Consider the following 15,746-nt stretch of genomic DNA (forward strand, 5'->3'; position numbering starts at 1 on the left):
GTTTTTTAATTTTATTATTGAAGCTTCATAAATTTGTAATCTTATTTACATTCCTCATTGTAGAAGTCAACAACTTTTATAATATCTTCTTTTCCAAATTCATTATTATCAATTTTATCAACGAATTTTGGACAATTAGAAAAGTATTTTCGAATACTTTTTTTAAATCTTAAACTTTTGGTATCGTTATAAAAAAAGAAAGCTTTGTCATCATTATTTTTAGCAAAATAGTAAGTTTCATAAAAACTAGCTTTTTTATTATAAATACTTATACCTAGCCCATTGGAATTTCCTGAAAATGGAGCTGTATCTGTTTCTTTATGAAGGGCTGTATATAAGGACATACTTTCCCCTTTTTTTAATAATTTTAGTAATACAAACTTTCTTGTGTTCCCTATTTTTTTATAGTAATATGAGGTGCTATCTAAATTGAAATCTAATCTTTTTACTTTTCTGGAATCATAATTTTTTCTTTTTCCGTCTAAAGATTCTTTAAATTTTACTTTGCTGTTTGCTAAAGAATTATAATCTGCAAATCCTATTTTTGATGATCCATCTTTAAAATAAATAGTAGCCTCTTTATAATTTTTACTTGAAGCTAAATTTATTGGTATATTTTGAGAAAAGAGTTTACTAAATGTAAATAATAGTAAAATTAAAATTAAGTTTTTCATAATATTTTTTAAACCTGTAAAACACCCATATTAAACTTCTTTTCAATAGGAGCGTGGTTTGCAGCTTCGATTCCCATAGAAATCCAAGTTCTAGTTTCCAGAGGATTTATAACACCATCTGTCCAAATTCTTGCAGCAGCATAATAAGGAGAAACTTGGTTGTCATAGCGCGATTTTATTTTATCAAAAAGTTCTGCTTCTTTTTCTGGTGTAATTTCTTCACCACGTTTTTTAAGTGATGCAGTTTCTATTTGTAACAACACTTTTGCAGCCGAGTTTCCACTCATTACAGCTAGTTCAGCACTTGGCCAAGCCACAATTAATCTTGGATCGTAAGCTTTACCACACATAGCATAATTTCCTGCACCATAAGAATTCCCAATAACAATTGTAAATTTTGGAACCACAGAATTACTTACAGCATTTACCATTTTTGCGCCATCTTTTATAATTCCTCCATGTTCAGATTTAGAACCGACCATAAAACCAGTAACATCTTGTAAGAAAACTAATGGAATTTTTTTCTGATTACAATTGGCAATAAAACGAGTAGCTTTATCAGCAGAATCATTGTAAATAACGCCACCAAATTGCATTTCTCCTTTTTTAGTTTTTACTAATTTACGTTGATTGGCAACAATACCAACTGCCCAACCATCAATTCTTGCATAACCAGTTAGGATTGTTTGTCCATAACCTTCTTTGTATTGTTCAAATTCAGAATTATCTACCAAACGCTTTATGATTTCTAACATATCATATTGTGCGTTTCTTTCTTTTGGTAAAATCCCAAAGATATCATCTTGATTTTCTTTTGGCTCAAAAGATTCAGTTTTGCTAAAACCAGCTTTGTCATAATCGCCAATTTTATCAACAATAAATTTTATTTTATCCAAAGCATCTTTATCATCTTTGGCTTTATAATCTGTAACTCCAGAAATTTCACAATGCGTAGTTGCGCCTCCTAAAGTTTCATTGTCAATACTTTCACCAATAGCTGCTTTTACTAAGTAACTACCAGCTAAAAAAATACTTGCAGTTTTGTCTACAATTAAAGCTTCATCGCTCATAATTGGTAAATAAGCACCACCAGCAACACAGCTTCCCATTACTGCAGAAATTTGTGTAATTCCCATAGAACTCATCACTGCATTGTTTCTAAAAATACGTCCAAAATGTTCTTTATCAGGAAAAATTTCATCTTGCATTGGTAAATAAACACCAGCAGAATCTACTAAATAAATAATTGGCAATCTATTTTCTATGGATATTTCTTGTGCTCGTAAATTCTTTTTTCCTGTAATTGGGAACCAAGCTCCAGCTTTTACAGTGGCATCATTAGCTACAACAATACATTGCTGTCCTTTTATATAGCCCATTTTTACAACAACACCTCCTGAAGGGCAACCTCCATGTTCTGCATACATATCTTCGCCTGCAAAAGCACCAATTTCTATTGATTTTTTATTTGAATCTAATAAAAAATCAACTCTTTCACGAGCGGTCATTTTACCTTTTTCATGATGTTTATCGATTCTTTTTTGACCTCCACCTAATTTTACTTTGGCAAAACGTCTTTTTAAATCTGATGCTAAAAGTTTATTGTAATCTTCGTTTTTATTAAAGTTAATGTCCATAGATTTTTGATTTCTTAATTTTCAGCTAATTTAAGGAATATAAATGTGAAATATTTTATAAAAATGGCTATTCATTATTATTTCCTCAACAACGAAAAGTTTCCTTTTTTGTTGATGGTTGGTTTTGTAGTATCAGCAGGAATTAGAGTAATGTTGAACCAGTAATCGTCAGAAGGTAATAATTTACCTTGATACATTCCATTCCAACCTTCGCTATCAATTTGTTCTTGTGCTACCAAGGTTCCATATCTGTTAAAAATATTGATACTTGCATTTGGGTAAAAATCTTTGTTGGCACCTTTTACAACCCAAGTATCATTTCGTCCATCTCCATTTGGTGTAAAGAATTTTGGAAACTGAATTACAGAAACTAACAGCATTTCATCTGGAGCACAACCATTTTTATCGTTTACAATAATTTGATATACACCACCTTCTAGATTTTCAAACAATGGCTCGTCTTGAAAACCGATGATTGGAGTTCTTGAGTTATCATCAGTATTTATAATGGCAAATTGATAATCTCCAGGACCTAAATCATTATTGACAATATCAATAGAAATTGATAAGTTGTCCTCACTGCTTATATTGTTACCTTCATCAATAATGGTGATAAAACTGCGCTCTAAAATGGCAGGATTGGATTCGTTAACAACAATACTTTCTGATCTTTCACATAAAGTGCCATCTGTGGTGGTTGCAGTAACTGTATAGGTTCCACCAGAAGTGATATTGATGTTATCTCTAGAAGCTGTGTTTAAAACAGTTCCGTTTTCATCTTGCCAAATATAGCTATACACATCTCTTGCATTTTCTGCAGCAATGTTTAAAGGTAAATCATTCAAACATAAAATTTGAGGTGTTGTCACTGTAAAATCAGGCAATGTATTGACGATCACATCAAAAGTAGCATCATCATTTACACAACCTGTATTTTTGTTTTCAATACGCACAAAAATAGTTTCTGTAGCATTTGTGTTTTGATAAGGAGAAATGATGGCATCATTTCCAGAAGTTGCATTTGCTTGAGAGCTATGAAACGTAACATTAAAATCGTTTGGATTTTGAGTTGTTCCTAAAATCTCAACTATTTTACTATCCAAATCGATGTTTTGCACAATTCCATTGGCATCATCACCATCCAAGTCATTATCACAATAAGCTAAATTAGTTGGTACTACTAAAACGGGTTCAGCATTTATAATGACATCAAAGTTAGAAATTGGATTTGCACACCCAGTATCTGTATTCAAAATACGTACAAAAATTGTTTCTCTATTTGGAGCGTTATTTGAATATGGAGAAATCAAAGGATTGTTGCCATTTTGAGCATCAGCCAAAGATCTGTGATAGGTAACTGTATGTGTATTGGGATCTTGAGTTCCTAAAATACCAGCAGTTTGAGATTCTAAATCAATAGCTTGTGAAAAGCCATTTCTAGCAGAACCATCAGAATTATCATCACAAATTTCTAAATCTTCTACAAAATTGGCAACAGGAATAGGGTTTACAATCACATTAAAGGAAGTATGATTAGTAAAACAGCCAGTTGTAGTATTGGTAACTCTCACAAAAATGGTTTGAGAATCGCGAGTTGTATTTACAAAAGGAGATGATTGAGCATCATTTCCAGCATTGGCATCTGCAGCAGAAAGGTGATACGTTACCGTAAAATCAGCAGGATTTTGGCCATTTAAAATTAAACTAGTTTGGGATTCTAAATCGAAAGATTGCACAATTCCATTGGTTCCATCACCATCATTAGCATCATCACAAAGTTCTAAGTCTGGCACATTTGCAGCTTCAGGAACTGTATTTGTTCTTAGATACAATTCGCCAGTTCCAGAGCAATTGTTGTTGTTTTTATTGGTGATTTTAAAATAAATAGTTTGTCTTGTAACATCTGAAGGAAAATTGATATTTCTGTAATTCGAAATATCAGCAATTGCATTTACAACAGCAGTTCTATCGTCTCTTGTTTCAAAATAAGAGATTTCTAAATCTGGTCGTAAAGCAGGAGGGAAGAACATTAAAATTTCGGCATTTGCTTCACTAAAATCGAAGTTTGTAATACCATCAGTATCATCATTTGCAGGGCCATTTGTGCCATCTGTTTGCAGAAAATCATCACAAACAGCCTCAAATTCTTTGTTGTAAGCAACATCAGCAGCAGCTTCCACTTCTAGATTAATTTTAGAAATTCGGTAACAATTTTCTGTAGAAATAGTTCTTACCCAAGCTTCTCCACTTTGATTCACAGGATAACGCAATTCATCATCAACTAAAGGAGTTCCAGCAATTGCGTCTGCTTCAGTAGCAAAATATTCAAATCTTTCGTTTGCAGAATTTGCAGAAATACTAATTTCTGCTTCTGTTAAATTTACAGTTGATATTCTATCCAAATCATCATCACATTGTAATAAATCTACTTCTGGGGTTACTGTAGGAGCAGGATTTACAGTTAATGTAATTTCGTTTGAATTTTTTGGACATCCATTGCCTGTTCTCTCTAAAACAACCCTGTATAAAAATCCATCAAAATTTAGTGGTGTGTTTGTTATTTGAAGTGTATTTGTTGTTGCTCCACTATAAATGCTGTTATCTGTAATTGTACTCCAAGTTGTTCCATCAACAGAAACTTCCCAAAGAAACGAATCTGCTGTTGTATCTATGTTGATTGTATCTGTAAAATCTTCACAAAAAAACACCTCAACAAAAGGCGTATTTATGATGATTAGCGCACTTGTAATATAATCTACATTAGGATTTGTATAACCATCTGAATTATTTATAACTCTTCCTTTTTCGTCAACCTGAACAGGAGAAACCCCTAAAAATCCATCGTTATTTATATCTGAAAAACCAGCTTCTGTAACATCAAAACAGTCGTCATTATCTGCATCTAGTTCCATGAAATTGAAAATACTATCTGCATCTGTGTCTAAAACTGTATAATTGATTAAATTACTATCTACTGCTGTTTCTAGCGAATTTAACAATCCATTTAAACCAACATTAGTTGCATCTGCATTATCTAAAACTCCATCATTATTTGTGTCAGTTTCTTGATGATTGGCTTCTACCAAATCAAAAATACCATCATTGTCAGAATCTAAGTCGATATAATTTGGAATGCCATCATTATCTGAATCTATATTTGTAGTAATTCCATTAAAAGCATCATCTAAACCATCTTGATTAGTATCTGTATTTAACAACGTAATTTTGGTTGATGAAGCTTCTGCAATATCTGGAATTCCATCATTATCTGAATCCATATCAAACATATTTTCGATGCCATCTCCATCTGAATCTAAAGAAAAGCATGTTAATTGCAGGTTTCCGTTAAAGGTTGATGATGAGTTTGTTGCTGAAGATTGGTGTTGAAATTCTATTTGATTGATTTGATTTGCCAAAAATTGGAAAGTACTTGCTGATCCAGCTAAATTGGCTTTAAACTTAAAATGTATTTCTGATGCAGAAATATTGGTAACCCCAGTTTCAAATTCGCCATCAAAATTAGTATCAATCAATAATTGATCATTAGGATCTAAAAGTGTTAGGTTTTTATTGTTAGGTCCAATTTTTATAATAAAAAATTCGCCTTCTGTAATTGTATGATTTGTAGCTGTATTTTGAGCGAATCTAAAATTTACATTTTGTGTAAAATTAAGTTGATAGACTAACTTAGAATCTACAGCAGGATTTATACTGGATTCAAAATTTCCATTTATATCACCAGAAAAAGTATTGGTTGCTTGCGATTGCGTAAAAACCGAAGAAACGATTGTATTGTTAGTGGAATTATCTAGAAAAATAATTGAAGGATTGTTGCTATCAGTAATATTTAAAGCTGCATTTCCAATAGATTCAGCGCAATTTAAAATACCATCATTATCAATATCAACATCTAAATTGTCGATAATTAAATCGCCATCAAAGTCATCAGGACAAATACTTACAGGGATTTCTACAGATTCAAAAGTAGTTCCAGTACAAGCAATAAAACCAATTAGTTTATATCTTCCTGGTTCAGATTCTATAGGTTTGTATTCTGAATCGGTACTTTTTTGCTCCCACAAAGAAGTTGTTTCGTTAAAATATTGCCATTCAAAACTATCAAATAAATCTGTATTGGCAGCTTGTAAAGTAATGTTAGGGATACAGTTACCCAAAGAAGAGATTGTTGTATCTAGAATAATTTCTGGAGAGGAAGGAAATCCAGAGTAAAAACTACCAGAAGTAGCTGCACCATTTTGATTAAAATAGGCACAATATAATTCTCGATCGCTGTCAATAGAAATATCGCCAGTTAAATTTATCACTTTATACGTAACGTAGTCAGGATTTCCATCAACATCAAAAGGTCCAGAAGTATTAAAATCAGAAATTGGTTGAGAATTGATGGTGACAGTTGCATCTTTGTTGGTAACAATGGTAATTCCTCCTGTAAAAGTAACAGCTCCAATAGATTCTATTTTTGGAATATTATCTACTTTTCCTCTGTTTTCACAACTTAAAGGAGGAACAAAAAATAGTCCTTGATTTGCTTCGCTATTATTAGCCCCAATTCCTTGATATGCAAAAACGGGTTTTGAGGTATTAACATATAAATTTCCATTACTGTTATAAGAGTTTCCCTCAATTAAATAATATTCTCCTTTATTTATAGTTGCTATAATTGGACCATCATTTAAAATTATTCCTGTATCATCTTCATGAGCAACAATTAAAACATTTTCCCAATCGTTATTTCCATTGCCTTTTACGAAAATATAATCAGTGCCAATTTTATCTGCACCAACAATTTGGTCTATTCCATAATCTCGGCCACCACCATTATGAAAACTTCCATTTGCAGAACCAGTATTTACAATAATGGGTTTATCAGCATTAATTAAAGTACCAATTAAACCATCTCTATTAATGGTGTTTTCGAAGGAATTTGTTGCAACTACGTAGCTTTCGCCTTCATTTAAAGTAGTAGAAATTGGTAAAGTGCCTGTATAGTTTTTAATTTCGATGCCAGCTGGTAAATCATCAAAAGTAACTTGAGTGTTATCTTCTGATGCCATAACTGAGATAAAATTCAAATAATTGTCTTGAGGATTTTCATTAGTAAACATCCCTGCTCTAAACGTTGTACCTAAAGCAGAAGCGCCTTTGCTAACTAAAGCTCCTGCTTGTGCACCACCACCTGCTAAAACACGAATAGAAACATAGATAACATCATTTGCTTCAATTATATAACCTTTATCACTATGAACAACACTCGTTTGTCTTGAATCTACAAAAAGTTGGGTATTACCAGTTCCTACAATAATTTCTGCAGGAAAATTACTAGATACAACACCGTTAAAATCGTTATCAGGAAAACCTATTTGTTTGATAGTGTAACTAACATTTTGGTTTTTTGGAGTTGAAATATAAAAAAATTGCTCTTCAGGATTTGCATTTCCATTTTCAGCATAGGTTAAAGGCGGAATAAAATGCTTTTTGCTTAATTGGGCGTTTACACTAGAAACGCAAATAAAAAAGAAAAGATATATGAAGACTATTATTTTTAATTTCAAAGTGTTACCTATTTAACAAAATTATTTGCTAAAAATAACAAGAAATAAATAATAAAAGAGTCTTCTTTTTATAAGTTTAAAACTTTTTTATACACAAAATTTACATATCGTATCATTTTATAAGTTATGATACTCTATTTGTAAAATGTTTACTGAAAAAAATGTTTATAAATCTCTTTTTAATAATAATCTGTAGGATAAAAAAATGAAAATAAACGTCCAAAAAGAAACGATTAAGATTGTTAAAAAGTCCACTTCTTTTTCCATAAAGTTTTTACCCATTTGACTTGCAAAACTTTTAACAGCTCCTAATCTAGAAAATGGTTCTTTGATTAAATTGCTCATGGCTTCCAAAGGTAAAAATTGCATGATAGCATCTACTTTATCTCCAGTATTTTCTGAGTCATTAAATTGCCAATATAAAAAACCTTTGAACATTCCTTCAAAAATTAGCCACACAAACATAGCTCCAACTGCAAATGCAGATCGTTTTACTAAAATGCCTAGAAATAAACCAAAAGAAAAGAAGCCAACTAATTTTATGAAAAAAGCTACTAAATACTCTAAATCTGAAACAATGATTGCTAGCTCATTATAATCTGAATATATCAAACCTAAAACTAATGAAACAACAAAAACAAATACAGTAGAAACTGCTGCAAAAGCTATGACAGTATAGAACTTAGAAAGGATAAATTCTTTTTTACTTAAACCATCAATTAAATTCTGTTTTAAGGTTTTGTAACTATATTCATTAGACATCATTGAAACAATAACCAACAACAAAAAGAATTTTAAAATTGCTGCAATATAGGTGTTGAAATGCCAGATATATGGAAAATTAAAAATCCCTGCATCTGCTAAATGTAATTTGAAACTTCCAAATTCAAATTTTATAGCTGCAATTAATGCAATAGATGTAAGCAAACCAAAATAAATAATAGATAATATTTTACTTGCTCTATTATATTTTAATTTGTGAAATTCTATAGTAAGTAGTCTTAACATGACTTTGTGTTTTAGTTGATTAGTTGTTATTGGTTAAATCTAAAAATTGTTGTTCTAAACTTGGTTTACGTTTTACCAAATGGCTTAAAACAAACCCTTTTTCAAACAAAAATTGATTGATTTCTGTAGCAGAGATTTCAGTATTTAAAGTTGCAATAATTGTTTCATGATCTTTGGTTACTTTTAAAATTGCAGTATGATTTTCTAAAAGTTGCATTAATTCTGCTTCATTTGTATCAATTTTTAGCTCTAGCAAACCTTTAGAGGCTGTCATTTCATCCACTCTACCAGCATATAATTTTATACCTTTTCTAATCACAACCACATGAGAGCATACTTTTTCAACTTCATCTAAAAGATGAGAAGCTAAAAGAATTGTGGTTCCGTTTGCAGCAATTTTTTTAATAATTTGCCTAATTTCGTGAATTCCTTGAGGATCTAAACCATTTGTAGGTTCGTCTAAAATTAAAATTTCAGGATCGTTTAATAAGGCAGATGCAATTGCCAAACGTTGTTTCATTCCTAAAGAAAAAGTACTAAACTTGCTGTTTCTTCTCTCATAAAGATTTACAATTTGTAATTTTTCGTCTATTTTTTCGGTGGATGTTCCTTTAATCTTACAAATCAATGCTAAATTTTGAGTTGCTGTCATATAAGGATAAAAGTTAGGGCGTTCAATTATAGCACCAACTTTTTTAAGAGCTTCATGGGTTGATAAATTTCCATTAAACCAAGAAAATTCACCAGAAGTTCTGTTTACAACATTTAAAATAATACCTAAAGTGGTTGATTTTCCAGAGCCATTGGGTCCAAGAATTCCGTAAACATTGCCTTTTTGAATATCAAAAGAAAGATTATTTACTGCATGAACAGCTCCGTATTTTTTATCGAGATTTTTGAGAGATAAGATAGTTTCCAAAGAAATAGTTTTAGTCGGTTATAAAAAGTAAGACGACTAAAGTACAAATTTGTTACAATATTTCAGTTGGCAGTTTTCAGTTGCAGTATTCAGTTTTCAATATTGAGAAGAAAGGATTCAGTTGAGGTTAAAAGCTACCAATATTATATAAAAAGTATTCTAAAAATTTTTGCCACGAATTCACGAATTTATTTAAATACAATTTTAAAATAATTCGTGAATTCGTGGCAACTTTTTATCCTTTTATAAAAGTCACCCTTTTACACAATTCAACAATTTAACAGTTACACAAATTCTACTAATACTCATTATAATCAAAATCATCAAAATGCCCAAATTCGTCATCAATATCCTCTTCATCACCAAAACCATCATCTACTTTTTCTGCAACAAATTCTTTTTCGGGAGCTTCTGCAGGAATTTCGCCAACCGTTAAAATTATTTGAGGTAAATCGTCTCTTTTTTCGTCCAATATTTCAACAACATCCACATAAAAAGTCCACATTTTTAAAAAATCGTACACATAAATTAGTTTGCTATTTTCTTCTGGCAATGTTTCGCTTAAAATACAGCCTTTCATAGAAATATCTTCACCAGCTTCTGCCATATTAAATAACGGAATTTCCTCACCTTGATTCCATTCATCATCCGTTCTGTAAAAAGAAGCCATTTCTTGCCCAGCAAAACCAAAAGACGACGCAATTGTTTTATGCAAAATTTCTAAATCAATAGTTTCATCAACTAAAACAGTTCTAATAATATCTTCTTTGGTATCTAAAATAATTCTTATTTTGTACATAATCTCTTGCTCTTTTCGATGGCAAAAATACAAATTTTTATGCGTATTTTTACAAGATAAAACCTTTTTAGAATGGATACAAAAGAACTCCTTAAAGCATTTAATGCTCGCAATAAAAACACATTAATGGAAACGCTTGATATAGAATATGTTGCTATTGGTGATGATTTTTTAACAGCAAAAATGCCAGTTTCTCCTAAAGTTCATCAACCTTATGGGCAATTGCATGGAGGAGCCACAGCAGCTTTGGCAGAAACTGTGGGCAGTGCAGCTTCCAACTTTTTTATTGATAGCAAAGATCAATTTGTGAATGGAATTCAGCTTTCTATAAATCATATAAAAAGTAAAAGAGAAGGAGTTGTTTTTGCTACTGCTAAAAATATTCATAAAGGCAAAACAACCCATTTATGGGAAGTTACAATTGTTGATGAAGAGGACAATTTAATTTCGGTTGCTAAAATGACGAATATAATTTTAGCAAAAAGATAACATAAAAGCCTTTAATTTTTGATGAAATTTGTAAAACAAGTCATTGAATTTTAATTGAATAAGGAAGAATTTTAAACTATTTATATTGAATATTTTTAAGAAAATCACTCAGTTTTACGAAAATAATTTACCTTTTGTAGTATATAGAAAACCGAATCAAAATGAAATTTCTGGTTTTTTTATGCAGGATGATTCTTTATTTTTTACTGATAACTTTTCTGAAACTGGTTTTGTTTTTGCACCTTTTAATACCGATGAAAAAGCAATTCTATTTCCATCTGAAAAAGCAGAATTTATTCAAGAAGAATTGATATTAAATGATTTTACTTTTGATGAAAATGATTATTTGGTCGATATAAAATCCAAAGAAAATCACATAAAAATAGTTGAAAAAGCGATTGATGAAATTGATAAAAGTGATTTACAAAAGGTAGTAATTTCGCGAAAAGAAGAAGTTCAATTATCCGATTTTGAATTGCTTTTAGGGTATCAAAAATTATTAAAAAAGTATAAAAATGCTTTTGTTTATGTTTGGTTTCATCCAAAAGTAGGTCTGTGGTTAGGAGCAACACCAGAAACCTTATTGCAAATTTTTGATACTAATTTTAAAACAATGTCTTTAGCAGGTACTCAAGTTGTAACAAATGATTCCGATGAAAATAATGTAGTTTGGAAAAGTAAGGAATTAGAAGAACAGCAATTAGTAACCGATTTTATAGAAAGTCAATTAGCAACAATTTCATCGAACTTAAAAATTGATAAGACAGAAACTATTAGAGCTGGAAATTTATTGCATTTAAGAACCAAAGTAGAAGGAGAGTTGAACAAAAAATCAACTTTAAAATCTTTGATAAGATCCTTGCATCCAACACCAGCAGTTTGTGGTTTGCCAAGAAATATGGCAAGAGATTTTATCATCAATAATGAAAATTATAATCGAAGTTTTTATACTGGATTTTTAGGTGAATTGAATGTTCAAGATTTAAAATTGAATGTTCAAAGTTCACAATTATATGTGAATTTAAGATGTATGGAAATCAACAATAACAAAGCATCAATTTATGTTGGAGGAGGTATTACAAAAGATAGTATTCCAAAAAATGAATGGAAGGAAACCGTATCTAAAAGCGAAACCATGAAAAAAGTTTTGTAATTATTTTCTAGGATTTAAAGATATATATTATTTAGCAAAATTTAAAAACCGCAAACGTTAGTTTACGGTTTTTTAGTAAATGAAATTGTAAATTGAATTTGAATTAAAACTCTTTAAAAGTTGCTTAACAGTTAAATATTTTTACCGTAAACAAGCTAAATAATAAAACAGTTTGAGGCTGTTGTTAAATATCGTCAAAAGAAATGTCTGTAAAACTTTTTGGAGACGTTGCTTCTTCTGCAGTTTCTTCTTTCTTAAAATCTTTTTGATGACGTTCGCTAATAACTTCATCACCTTTTTCATTAACAATATAGTCTGTAGCTTTCTTTAACATTTCATGAAAATCAGAGAAATCTTCTTTGTAAAGATAAATTTTGTGTTTTTGATAATGGAAAGTTCCATCATCATGTGTGAATTTTTTACTTTCTGTAACAGTCAGATAATAATCGTCTGCTTTTGTAGCTCTTACATCAAAAAAATAGGTTCTTCTTCCAGCTCTTAAAACCTGAGAAAAAATTTCTTCCTGTTCAACTCTCTCTGCCATAATCTTTATAATAGTGGTTATTGTTTGTTAATATACAAATCTAACAAAATATTTTACGTAGCAAGGTTAAAGATTACATTTCTTTTTCTAAAAGTTGCTGCTCGTACAAATTCTTATAATATCCTTCTTGTGCTAGTAATTGATTGTGAGTACCTTGTTGTGCAATTTCACCATCTTCTAAAACAATAATTTTATCTGCATTTTTTGCTGATGAAACTCTATGACTAATAATAAAGGTGGTTTTATTTTTTGATACTTTTTCTAAATTAGAAAGTATTTTTTCTTCAGTTTCTGTATCTACAGCAGATAAACAATCATCAAAAATTAAAATTTTAGGATTTTTAATAATAGCTCTAGCAATAGATACACGTTGTTTTTGTCCTCCAGAAAGTGTTACTCCACGTTCCCCAAGAATCGTGTTGTAACCATTTGTAAACTCTATGATATTATCGTGAACAACAGCATCTTTTGCAGCTTCCATAATTTCATCTTCTGTAGCATCTTCTTTCCCGAATTTTATGTTATTTCCAATGGTATCAGAAAATAAAAATGGATCTTGAGGTACAAAACCAATTTGACTTCTAATATCATTTAAATTTCCTTCCTCAATAGGTTTGTCATCTAATAAAATTGTGCCTTTTGTTGTATCGTACAATCTAGAAATTAATTCAATAATAGTAGATTTACCAGAACCAGTGTTTCCTAAAATAGCTAACGTTTCTCCTGGATTCACTGTAAGATTAATATTTTTTAAAGCGGTAATATTGGTGTCATCATAGGTAAAAGTTACATCTTTAAAAGTTACTTTACCATGAATTTCTGTGGATGTTTCGCTTTCGTTTTTAATTTCTGGAACTTGATCTAAAAACTCATTAATTCTAGCCTGTGAAGCTTCTGCTTGTTGCACCATAGATGTTACCCAACCCACAACAGCAACTGGCCAGGTTAATATATTTACATACATGATAAATTCGATGATAACTCCAGATTGTATTTCGCCATTTATGTATTGATTCCCACCAACATAAATTACAATTAGGTTACTAATTCCAATTAATAAAAGCATCAATGGAAAAAAGAGTGCATTTGCTTTCTGTAAATGAATATTTTTTTCTTTGCTCATGTCAGAAATTTCATCAAAATCTTTTATGATTGATCTTTCAATTCCATAAGATTTTACCACATTAATTCCAGAGAAAAACTCTTGATTAAACGTTGTTAATTCCGATAAATATTCTTGAACAACAGTACTTCTTTTATGAATTACTTTGCTTAAAACAAAAATAGAAATCGATAAAAGTGGAAAAGGAAGTAATGTGTATAAGGTAAGTTTTAAATCTACTTGAACCATCTGTGTAAAACCAACTGCAAAAAGTACAATCATGTTCATAGTATACATTACAGCTGGGCCAACGTACATTCTAACTTTAGAAACATCGTCGCTAATTCTGTTCATTAAATCTCCAGTTCTATTCTTTTTATAGAAATTTAAAGACAGTTTTTGGTATTGTTGGTAAATTTCGTTTTTTAAATCGAATTCAATTAATCTTGAAGTAACAATAAGTGTTTGCCTCATTAAAAAAGTAAAAAAACCACTTAATAAAGCAACACCAATTATAATGAGTACATTTATTAAAAGTTCTCTTTTAACATATGCTACATCTATTGTTTTGTCTTTTAAATAGTCTTCTACAACATTAAAAGACTCACCAATAATTTTTGGGACTTGTAATGCTAATAGTTTCGATAAAATAGTAATGAGTAAACCAATTAAAATACGCCATTTGTATTTCGAGAAATATTTATTTAAATATTGTAATGCTTTCAAACGAGTTTTTTGCTTTTTAAAATAAAGCACGAATATACGAGTTTCGCTAAGATATATTTTCTTAAAAAAGAATTAAAAAAGTAGGCATCAAAAAGTAAAATTATACTACTTTTGCAACGCAAATAAAAACGCCTTTTTAAGTTCTTATAATGATTAACAGAAGACATATTCGAGTTAAAGTAATGCAATCTGTATATGCCATGCAGCAATCTCTAAATCAAGATATAGTTAGAGAAGAAAAATTTTTAAAGCACAGTATTTTAAAAATGTTCGATTTGTACGTTTTAAACCTTCAGCTTTTAGTGGAAGTTCAAAAACTAGCAGCAAAAAGAATGGCACTTTCTAAAAAGAAAATTCTTGCCACTAAAGAAGATTTAAAACCCAACACAAAATTTATTGACAATAAAGTAATCAATCTTATTGCAGAAAGCATTAGTATTGAAAGTTATGTTGAAACAAACAGTTTAAATAACTGGGAATTAGATAATGAATATGTTAAAATTATTTTAGATGAATTACAAAAAAGTAATTTATACACAAAATATTTAGACACTGTAGAAGATTCTTATAAAGTAGACCAAGCTTTTATTGTAGATTTCTTTAAAGAAATAATTGCTCCTAATGAAAAATTAGCAGAGTACTATGAAGACAAGATGATTTCTTGGGTAGATGATATTCCTTTTGTAAACACATGGATTGTTAGATCTATAAGCAAGCAAAAAGCGACTAATAATTTTACACTAGGAGTTTTGTATAAAGACGCAGATGATGAGGCTTTTGTAAGCAAGTTGTTTAGAAAAACAGTATTAAAACAGCAAAATTACGAGCAAGACATTGCAGATAAAACACCAAATTGGGAAACTGATAGAATTGCAGATATTGACATGATATTGATTAAAATGGCAATTACAGAGTTTATTGAATTCCCATCCATACCAACAAGAGTAACTATTAATGAATATATAGAAATTGCAAAAGATTATTCAACTTTAAAAAGTAGTTATTTTATCAATGGAGTGTTAGATAAAATTTCAAAAGAATTAACAAACGACAAAAGAATTGTTAAAATAGGGAGAGGTTTACTCTAACCTTATTGCTAAAGACAATTTATTTATTATTTTT

11 protein-coding genes are annotated in these 15,746 nt (G+C 30.1%); 3 read left to right on the forward strand and 8 right to left on the reverse strand.

Going from position 1 to position 15,746, the window contains the following annotated elements:
- Positions 1-41 precede the first annotated feature (41 nt).
- The 6 genes from P161_RS0113745 to P161_RS0113770 all read right to left on the reverse strand — a co-directional run bounded on the left by P161_RS0113745 (position 42) and on the right by P161_RS0113770 (position 10,610).
- On the reverse strand, positions 42-674 hold the full coding sequence (locus P161_RS0113745; protein ID WP_026777510.1) for a hypothetical protein: 633 nt from the start codon (positions 672-674) through the stop codon (positions 42-44).
- A gap of 8 nt (positions 675-682) precedes the next feature.
- Positions 683-2,311 carry an acyl-CoA carboxylase subunit beta gene (locus P161_RS0113750; protein WP_026777511.1) on the reverse strand — a complete coding sequence of 543 codons (1,629 nt, stop codon included), beginning with the start codon at positions 2,309-2,311 and terminating at the stop codon, positions 683-685.
- 77 nt (positions 2,312-2,388) lie between these two features.
- A complete protein-coding gene (locus P161_RS18660; RefSeq protein ID WP_051605761.1) occupies positions 2,389-7,884 on the reverse strand; it encodes a T9SS type B sorting domain-containing protein in 5,496 nt (1,831 codons plus the stop codon).
- Positions 7,885-8,049: 165 nt separating this feature from the next.
- Positions 8,050-8,892, reverse strand: a complete 843-nt coding sequence (locus tag P161_RS0113760) for an ABC transporter permease (protein WP_026777512.1) — start codon at positions 8,890-8,892, stop codon at positions 8,050-8,052.
- 19 nt (positions 8,893-8,911) lie between these two features.
- Entirely contained in the window at positions 8,912-9,811 is a 900-nt protein-coding gene (locus tag P161_RS0113765; RefSeq protein ID WP_026777513.1) for an ABC transporter ATP-binding protein, read from the reverse strand.
- A 298-nt stretch (positions 9,812-10,109) separates the two neighbouring features.
- On the reverse strand, positions 10,110-10,610 hold the full coding sequence (locus P161_RS0113770; RefSeq protein WP_036841496.1) for a hypothetical protein: 501 nt from the start codon (positions 10,608-10,610) through the stop codon (positions 10,110-10,112).
- Positions 10,611-10,682: 72 nt separating this feature from the next.
- On the opposite strand from P161_RS0113770, the gene P161_RS0113775 reads away from it, so the two are divergent.
- Positions 10,683-11,099, forward strand: a complete 417-nt coding sequence (locus P161_RS0113775) for a PaaI family thioesterase (RefSeq protein ID WP_026777515.1) — start codon at positions 10,683-10,685, stop codon at positions 11,097-11,099.
- A gap of 85 nt (positions 11,100-11,184) precedes the next feature.
- The gene (locus P161_RS0113780) at positions 11,185-12,252 is read left to right on the forward strand and encodes a chorismate-binding protein (RefSeq protein WP_231494747.1); all 1,068 of its coding nucleotides are present in this window, start codon (positions 11,185-11,187) and stop codon (positions 12,250-12,252) included.
- A gap of 184 nt (positions 12,253-12,436) precedes the next feature.
- Here P161_RS0113780 and P161_RS0113785 read toward each other — a convergent pair whose 3' ends face one another.
- Both P161_RS0113785 and P161_RS0113790 read right to left on the reverse strand, forming a co-directional pair.
- A complete protein-coding gene (locus P161_RS0113785) occupies positions 12,437-12,796 on the reverse strand; it encodes a PUR family DNA/RNA-binding protein (protein ID WP_026777517.1) in 360 nt (119 codons plus the stop codon).
- A gap of 73 nt (positions 12,797-12,869) precedes the next feature.
- Complete coding sequence (locus tag P161_RS0113790; RefSeq protein WP_026777518.1) at positions 12,870-14,624, reverse strand: ABC transporter ATP-binding protein; 1,755 nt, start codon at positions 14,622-14,624, stop codon at positions 12,870-12,872.
- A 149-nt stretch (positions 14,625-14,773) separates the two neighbouring features.
- Between P161_RS0113790 and nusB the strand changes: the two genes are divergently transcribed.
- Entirely contained in the window at positions 14,774-15,712 is a 939-nt protein-coding gene (gene nusB / locus P161_RS0113795) for a transcription antitermination factor NusB (RefSeq protein ID WP_026777519.1), read from the forward strand.
- The last annotated feature ends 34 nt before the right edge of the window (positions 15,713-15,746 follow it).

The sequence above is a fragment of the Polaribacter sp. Hel_I_88 genome (genome assembly GCF_000687935.1).
Classification (GTDB): Bacteria; Bacteroidota; Bacteroidia; order Flavobacteriales; family Flavobacteriaceae; genus Polaribacter.

Bases quoted from the DNA above. Each gene is read 5' to 3' on its own strand.
- P161_RS0113745 (WP_026777510.1), bottom strand. From the start codon at position 674: ATGAAAAACTTAATTTTAATTTTACTATTATTTACATTTAGTAAACTC.
- P161_RS0113760 (WP_026777512.1), bottom strand. From the start codon at position 8,892: ATGTTAAGACTACTTACTATAGAATTTCACAAATTAAAATATAATAGA.
- P161_RS0113775 (WP_026777515.1), top strand. From the start codon at position 10,683: ATGGATACAAAAGAACTCCTTAAAGCATTTAATGCTCGCAATAAAAAC.
- P161_RS0113770 (WP_036841496.1), bottom strand. From the start codon at position 10,610: ATGTACAAAATAAGAATTATTTTAGATACCAAAGAAGATATTATTAGA.
- P161_RS0113750 (WP_026777511.1), bottom strand. From the start codon at position 2,311: ATGGACATTAACTTTAATAAAAACGAAGATTACAATAAACTTTTAGCA.
- P161_RS0113785 (WP_026777517.1), bottom strand. From the start codon at position 12,796: ATGGCAGAGAGAGTTGAACAGGAAGAAATTTTTTCTCAGGTTTTAAGA.
- nusB (WP_026777519.1), top strand. From the start codon at position 14,774: ATGATTAACAGAAGACATATTCGAGTTAAAGTAATGCAATCTGTATAT.